General features: G+C 58.7%; 8 protein-coding genes. 1 reads left to right on the forward strand and 7 read right to left on the reverse strand.

Annotated features, from left to right (window positions below; all coding sequences use genetic code 11):
* The first annotated feature begins 125 nt into the window (after nucleotides 1–125).
* Nucleotides 126–1,313, forward strand: a complete 1,188-nt coding sequence (locus tag IEW73_RS06485; RefSeq protein ID WP_229675863.1) for a YibE/F family protein — start codon at nucleotides 126–128, stop codon at nucleotides 1,311–1,313.
* On the opposite strand, the gene IEW73_RS06490 is transcribed toward IEW73_RS06485, so the two are convergent.
* From IEW73_RS06490 to IEW73_RS06520, 7 genes are all read right to left on the reverse strand, one after another.
* On the reverse strand, nucleotides 1,292–1,897 hold the full coding sequence (locus tag IEW73_RS06490; protein ID WP_188671749.1) for a vitamin K epoxide reductase family protein: 606 nt from the start codon (nucleotides 1,895–1,897) through the stop codon (nucleotides 1,292–1,294). The two genes, IEW73_RS06485 and IEW73_RS06490, sit on opposite strands and share 22 nt — an antisense overlap.
* A 17-nt stretch (nucleotides 1,898–1,914) precedes the next feature.
* Nucleotides 1,915–2,649 carry a DsbA family protein gene (locus IEW73_RS06495; protein WP_188671751.1) on the reverse strand — a complete coding sequence of 245 codons (735 nt, stop codon included), beginning with the start codon at nucleotides 2,647–2,649 and terminating at the stop codon, nucleotides 1,915–1,917.
* Nucleotides 2,650–2,669: 20 nt separating this feature from the next.
* Nucleotides 2,670–3,893 (reverse strand): Dyp-type peroxidase, encoded by a 1,224-nt coding sequence (locus IEW73_RS06500; protein WP_188671753.1) that lies wholly within the window; start codon nucleotides 3,891–3,893, stop codon nucleotides 2,670–2,672.
* Nucleotides 3,880–4,422: a copper chaperone PCu(A)C gene (locus IEW73_RS06505; protein ID WP_188671755.1), complete on the reverse strand. Its 543-nt coding sequence runs from the start codon at nucleotides 4,420–4,422 to the stop codon at nucleotides 3,880–3,882. The genes IEW73_RS06500 and IEW73_RS06505 overlap by 14 nt, the downstream gene beginning before the upstream one ends.
* Before the next feature lie 93 nt (nucleotides 4,423–4,515).
* A complete protein-coding gene (locus IEW73_RS06510; protein WP_188671757.1) occupies nucleotides 4,516–5,082 on the reverse strand; it encodes a hypothetical protein in 567 nt (188 codons plus the stop codon).
* A 35-nt stretch (nucleotides 5,083–5,117) separates the two neighbouring features.
* Entirely contained in the window at nucleotides 5,118–5,570 is a 453-nt protein-coding gene (locus IEW73_RS06515) for a MarR family winged helix-turn-helix transcriptional regulator (protein ID WP_188671759.1), read from the reverse strand.
* Nucleotides 5,571–5,586: 16 nt separating this feature from the next.
* Nucleotides 5,587–6,408: a crotonase/enoyl-CoA hydratase family protein gene (locus tag IEW73_RS06520; protein ID WP_188671761.1), complete on the reverse strand. Its 822-nt coding sequence runs from the start codon at nucleotides 6,406–6,408 to the stop codon at nucleotides 5,587–5,589.
* Nucleotides 6,409–6,482: the final 74 nt, after the last annotated feature.

Here is a 6,482-nt window from a genome sequence, read left to right on the forward strand (position 1 = left end):
GTCTGACAATCGTGGAGAGTCAGCCGAACAAGAGTGACAAGCCTGCGAAGAACCCTTTTGACCGCGCCCCGGTAGGGCATGGGCACAGCCATGGCCACGATGGAGCGCCAGCGCCGCTAAGCCCAGTGGCGGCGCGCGTCGTTGTAGGACTCCTGGTCGTCATCGGCATCATTGTTGTTATTGGTGCTGCGCTTCTGTGGCCTGGTCAGCACCGCGTCGACATCCCGCTACCTTTCCAAAGCGCCACAGGTGAAGCGGTGCAGACTGAAGCCGGAACCGTGGTTGAGTCTGAACTAGGACCTTGCGGTTCACCATCGGCATCATTGGTATTCAGTGGCGCACCACAACCGCCACCAGGTGCCGGGTATGAGTGTTTTCGCAGCATCATCAGCATCGACTCCGGGCCGGACCAGGGCGCGTTCACCCTGCTCGAGCACGTATCAGGGCCTGGTCAACCAGACTTACAAGCTGGCGAATCAATCAGGCTCGTTCGGGGCACTGACGCCACAATGAACACCAGGTACGGGTTCTACGACTACGAACGTGGCGCACCGCTGGCAATCTTGGCGCTGGCTTTTGCCGCCACAGTCATCATCGTTGCCCGTTGGCGTGGCCTCCGGGCGTTGGTGGGCATCGTTCTCGCCTTCACGATTCTGGTGGTGTTCCTGTTGCCGGCGTTGCTGGACGGAAAACCTGCCGTCCCTGTGGCTCTCGTTGGTGGCGCATTAATCCTCTACGCCGCGTTATATCTCGCGCACGGAGTGAACTTGCGAACGAGTTCGGCACTCCTAGGCACCCTTGCGTCGCTGGTTCTCGCTGCGGTGTTGTCGTGGGTGGCGATCGAAACCGCCACCCTCACCGGTTTATCGGAGGAGGACAACAACCAGATTCAGCTGTACCTCGAACACATCAGCATTAGCGGGCTGCTGCTCGCGGGGTTCATCATCGGGTCACTCGGTGTGCTCAACGACGTCACCATCACCCAGGCGGCTACCGCATTCGAGCTCGCACGGTTGGAACCGAGCGCGAATCGGATGCAACTGTTCGGCGCGACGATGCGTGTTGGGCGCGACCACATCGCGAGCACCGTCTACACCCTGGTGCTTGCCTACGCTGGTTCAGCGCTGCCATTGCTGTTGTTGTTCTCGGTGGCGGGACGATCGTTAGGCGATGTGATTACCAGCGAAATTGTCGCTATCGAACTGGCGCGATCGTTTGTGGGCGGCATCGCGTTAACACTGTCAGTGCCGCTCACGAGCGCGATCGCGGTGATCCTGGCTCGTCCCCCGGGCTACACGAGTGTGGACCAGTAGTACCAGAATCGTTCCAGAATGAGGAGCAACACCGCGACGTACCACAGCGCGACGAGATTCCAACGCCACGCCACCAACCAGGCAACACCCCGGTAGTTCCGGGCGTTGGGAAACGCTGCTGACATCGCGACAACGGTGATCGGCAATTGCACAACCCACACGACCATGCAGTACGGGCATAGTGCGTTAATGGTGTACAAGCTGTGGAAGATCAGCCAGTGCACAAAGATGAGGCCGAGGGTCGAACCCGCCGCGAGCCCCAACCAGTACCACCTGGGCAAAACTGACCCGGCGAGAACCACGATCGCCGTGGTGACAACCACCGTGAAGGCAACCAAACCGAGCAACGGGTTGGGGAACCCGAACAGTGATGCTTGCGGGCTTTCCATCACCGAACCGCACGACAACACTGGGTTGATGCTGCACGACGGCACATGGGTCGGGTCAAGGAGAAGCAAAAATCGCTCGTAGGTGAGCGCTGCGGCGGCGGCAAGTCCCACAACGCCAAGGATGAGCAACGCCCACCCCGTGGCTGCGCGGCGCGGCGCAACCACGGGGTCGGTCGATGGCAACGTAGGTGTCACTGATCAGTTCCTAGGTTTCACTCAGTTGCGGCGGACACTGCGGCAAGAATGCCCGCAGGAGTGACATCTTCGAGTTTCTCACCGTTGACATGAACGGTCGGTGTCTGGTTTATGCCCTGCTGGCTCAGCTCGTTCGTATTCTGAATGACGAACCCCTGATAGGTGGCGTCAGTGATGCATTCTCTGAGTTCATCAGAGTCAGCTCCAAGCGATGCAGCGAAGTCCGCGATATCGGAGTTCGACATGCGGGCCCCGAGATCCTGCGGCTGGTCGGCATACATTCCTTCCTGGAAAGCAGGCCAAACATCTTTGTTGTATTCAGCTACGCAGACCGATGCTGATGCCGCGCGGCTTGAGTATTGAGTCGGTGAGCGGGAATCAAGAATTGTGATGGGGTGGTAGACCACCGTAGCCTGCTCAGAATCCGCGAGGTCACGCAGAGTTTCGCCCGACAGCTCTTCGAACGCCGCACACGCGGGGCACAAGTAATCCTCGTACACATCAATACGAACTGGACCGTCGGTAGCACCGAACGCAATACCGGCACCGTCTACGAAGGCATCCGACGGTGGTTGCGTGATTTCCGAATTCGTATCGTCTGTGTCGTTGCCCCGCTGCGACAGGACAAACATCACGCCAGCCACACCGACAACTACCACAATTGCAGTAATCACCACGCGAATAATGGTGGCGCGACGCTGATCACGCACTGTTTGTTGGGTCACAAACCCCGGTTTGGGTCGCTGACTCATTGGACTCCTCTTTCGTAAGTTCACAAGCCCGTTAACGGGCGGCCGATAAAGTCACCTTGCTCGCATCCGGGAGGTATCGCGAAGACCGCAGACCCCACGGGTGTCGTCCATTCATTGAGTACGTCAAATTCCGCAAGTCGCCGCTGAATCGGTAAAAACTGCTTCTCAATGTCAGCTTGGAAGGTCGCGAAAATTAGTCCGCTATTGCTCACCTGCCCTGGCGATGGCGGGTCGTCGTAGTTGTATGCCCGCCGAAAGAACTCTTCATCGGGGTGAAGCGCACGCGCTCGGGCAATGTGCGACGACGGCGGAATAACGGGTATTCCAAACCTGTCTTTCGCATCGAAATCAGGCTCGTCATGTTCGTCCTTCCCCGTCAACGGTGCACCGTTGACGAGAGTACGCCCCATCGACAATTCTCGGTCGTTACGACCAAGTTCGTCCCACGTATCGAGTTCCATTTCGATGCGCCGCACCACCATGGAAGTACCGCCGTTCAGCCACGCGTACTGGGTGCTGTTGTGCCACACCAACCGACCAAAATCAGGCTCCTTCGGAGACAGATTGTTGGTGCCATCGACCTGCCCCATGAGGTTTCGCATGGTCGCGCCTTCCGGCACACTTCCACGAGCATCTCGGAATCCTCGTTGCACCCACCGCACGGTTGCTCGCGTTTTTACACTGCGTGACAACACTCGGATGGCATGCGCCATGGGAACGGGGTCGTCCGCGCACACCTGGAGGAGAAGATCGCCGCCAGTGAACTTTTCATCAAGTTCATCGATGTCAAAAGAGGGCAACGGGGCGATCCACGGTGGTCTGTGCTGCTCCGTTCCAGTGACCGCAAATACTCGTGGCCCAAGCCCGATCGTCACCGTTAGACGTGACGGGTTGGCAGCGAGTTCGGGTTCAAGGTCCGCTAGTCCCGGTTTCCCTTGCGTCAATCGTGCAGCGTCCTCCGTCCAGGCTGTCAGCACACCAACCACGTCACCGCGCTGAGCCTGCGATGGCAGGTCAAACGCAACAAAGGTTCCCCATGCCTGCGGGGGTGTTGCAATACCTGCCTGGTGTTCGCCGTAGAACGGAACTGTTGAGGAACCCTGTGCGGTATCGACATCATTGGCACGTGCGACGACGTCCCGGGTTCCCCACCCCAGCCCCGCGGCACCGGCAGCCAGAGCTCCCGACGCTAAGATGTGTCGACGAGAAACCCCGGACGAGTAGCCGGGGTCACTGCGTCTCATGGTCGCTGTGATCCTCGGTAGTGCTGTGATCCATCGGCGCGTAGTTTTCGTTCCCGCCAGCAAAGTTACGCCCAGAGAATGACACATCTTGGGTAGATCCGTCATCGAACTCAAGGATGATGACAACCTGACTGCCGGGCGTAATAGGGTCACTCAGCCCCATCAGCATGAAGTGGTCAGAACCCGGCTCCAGTACGTGGGTGTGGCCTGCAGCGATCGTGATTCCGTCAGGTTTTTCTTGCATCACTGGTTGCCCCCCGAGGGTGACTACCTCGTGGATCTCAGCTACGGGACTCACCGTCGATGACACCCCAGTTATCTGAACGTCGTCACCGCCCTCGTTGGTCAATTCAGCAAAGGCGGGAACCATCCCGTCATCAGCGGCCCGCACCCAAGCATCAACAACAGTCACTTTGTCGGCATCGGTCGTGGCACCTTGTGTGACCGCGCTGTCTTCCCCAGTGGAACATCCCACCGCTGCGACGAGGGCCGTCGCAGCGAAGACTGAAATCGTACGAAAATTCCTCATGAAAACTTCCTGGTTGTGCGCGCAAAAACTGCACGCGGAGAAACCTCTGAGTGCGACTGCGGTCGCATCATTCAGAGCTAGGAACAAACGCCACTAGTGCGCGTGATGAAACGCGGCAACCGGCGGGCCGCGTGTCCCAGTTCCCGATACCAGGGTGAAGTTGCACCAGCGGTCTGAATAGTCCCGGTGCAAGAGCGGCAACACATTATGGTGGGCCGCTTGGGGTACGCAAAGCGAACGGAGCGCATTGTGCACCGCCGTCCGCACGCACCTGCAGCCTTGTTCGCCGCCATAGATTACAAGGGCGGCAACGACCACAGCGGTTGCGTGAGCCAACACCATTGCTCCGCTGTGATGCGATGAACTACTAAGTGAACTGTGCGCAGCATCCCCATGCAGAGACACCGGAGTAGCCCACATCAAGGCGACGTGCGCTACAACTTGCCCTGCTGCGAGAACACCGACCAGCGCCCGACGCCCCATAGTGCGGTTGTGGGCGGCAGCTGCACCGAATGTGCCCGCGATGAGAAGGATGAGCATCATCATCGCTGTGGGCGGATACCCACCTCCAGCCGTACCATGAGCGGCAATGGCGACACTCGCGGTAACTGCCCCCACACCAACACCACGAAGGCGCTGCGAGGTGGCAGTTGATGGCATACGAACCACGATAGCGCTGATCAGACACCTAAGTGTCAATCAGTTTCTGTGACAGCGCTCTCAGCTAAAGCCGTCAGTATCGGTATCGCGTCCGCAAGTTGGGTCCGAACATCATCATCGAGCATCGCAATTCGCTGTGAGAGCTGCGTTGCTTGGCTTTCTGCAACCGACCGCAATGCCGCCCGGCCCAACTTTGTTAGCGTCACCAAGATCGCGCGTCGATCATCCTCGTCTTGGATCCGCTCGACAAGGTTCGCATCCTGCAAGCTATTAACCACAGTGGTCGCGGTCGGTTGAGAACACGGAACGTAGGTGGCAAGTTCACCGATACGGGCTGCCCCGTTGTCTTTCAAGTAGGCAAGGATGACGAGTTGCGTTGGTGTCAACCCTCGTGTGGTCGACGAGCGCCGAATGCTCCGCACGAGTCGGTGCAACGCTATGACTAAGTCCAAAGCATCAGCATTGCTTGCTGATGACTGAGTGCTCACCTGCCACTACCCCCTGCTAGTACAACTTGCGCGGCCGATAGTTCGGTGCCTCACCCTTCATCCGTGCCTTGCGCGCTATTTTGCTGTTCTCACCGGTGAGCAGCCGAAGCTGAATTCGACGCTCGGTGGCGAAAGCCTGTGCGGGTGAACCCGACCACGCGGCATTGAAGATCTTTTTTGCACCCGCGACAGCGTCAGGTGACTGCTGCACAAGAATGTCGATCAGGTCCTGCGCGGCCGCCTCGGGGTCATCAGAGGCGTGGGTCACGAGACCGATGTCCTTGGCTTCCGTGCCACTGATCATTTTTCCGGTCATGGTGAGAAGTTTTGCGGTGTCGATACCGACGAGTTCCCGCAGTGTCGCGGTACCCGTCATATCCGGGATGATTCCCCATTTCGCTTCGAGGACCGAAAGTTCAGCGTCGGCAGCGGTAAACCGAAAATCGGCCGCAAGCGCGAGTTGCAGCCCGCCGCCGTAACAGTGGCCCTTGATGACGGCGACCACGGGCACAGGAAGTTCACGCCATGCCCAGCATGCACGTTGGAACATATTTGTTCCACGGCCCGGCAACGGCACAAACGATGGCACGGGGACGAAGTACTTCGCGATCCGTTTCGGTTCTTTCGTTGCGGAGGGGAAGTCAAGCCCTGCACAAAATGAAGACCCCTCACCGGTGAGAACTACCGCGCGCACATTGCGGTCTTGCTTGATCCTGCCCGCAATGTCGACGAGTTCCGCCAACATGTTGAGCGTCAGACCGTTGAGCTTGTCCGGTCGAGACAGCGCAACGTGCGCAACAGGGCCATCAACACGGTAGGTAACACTGGACTCCGACATGATGCTGATGCTAGCCGAAACCAACCCTCGATGCTTTTCACCGCACCCACCCGACCGTCGGATCGGGTGGGCAG

It is taken from the genome of Hoyosella rhizosphaerae (assembly GCF_014643175.1).
GTDB lineage: Bacteria > Actinomycetota > Actinomycetes > Mycobacteriales > Mycobacteriaceae > Lolliginicoccus > Lolliginicoccus rhizosphaerae.

What these genes read in the sequence shown, in the direction of transcription:
- IEW73_RS06495 (WP_188671751.1), bottom strand. Translation starts at nt 2,649, where the DNA reads ATGAGTCAGCGACCCAAACCGGGGTTTGTGACCCAACAAACAGTGCGT.
- IEW73_RS06505 (WP_188671755.1), bottom strand. Translation starts at nt 4,422, where the DNA reads ATGAGGAATTTTCGTACGATTTCAGTCTTCGCTGCGACGGCCCTCGTC.
- IEW73_RS06520 (WP_188671761.1), bottom strand. Translation starts at nt 6,408, where the DNA reads ATGTCGGAGTCCAGTGTTACCTACCGTGTTGATGGCCCTGTTGCGCAC.
- IEW73_RS06500 (WP_188671753.1), bottom strand. Translation starts at nt 3,893, where the DNA reads ATGAGACGCAGTGACCCCGGCTACTCGTCCGGGGTTTCTCGTCGACAC.
- IEW73_RS06510 (WP_188671757.1), bottom strand. Translation starts at nt 5,082, where the DNA reads ATGCCATCAACTGCCACCTCGCAGCGCCTTCGTGGTGTTGGTGTGGGG.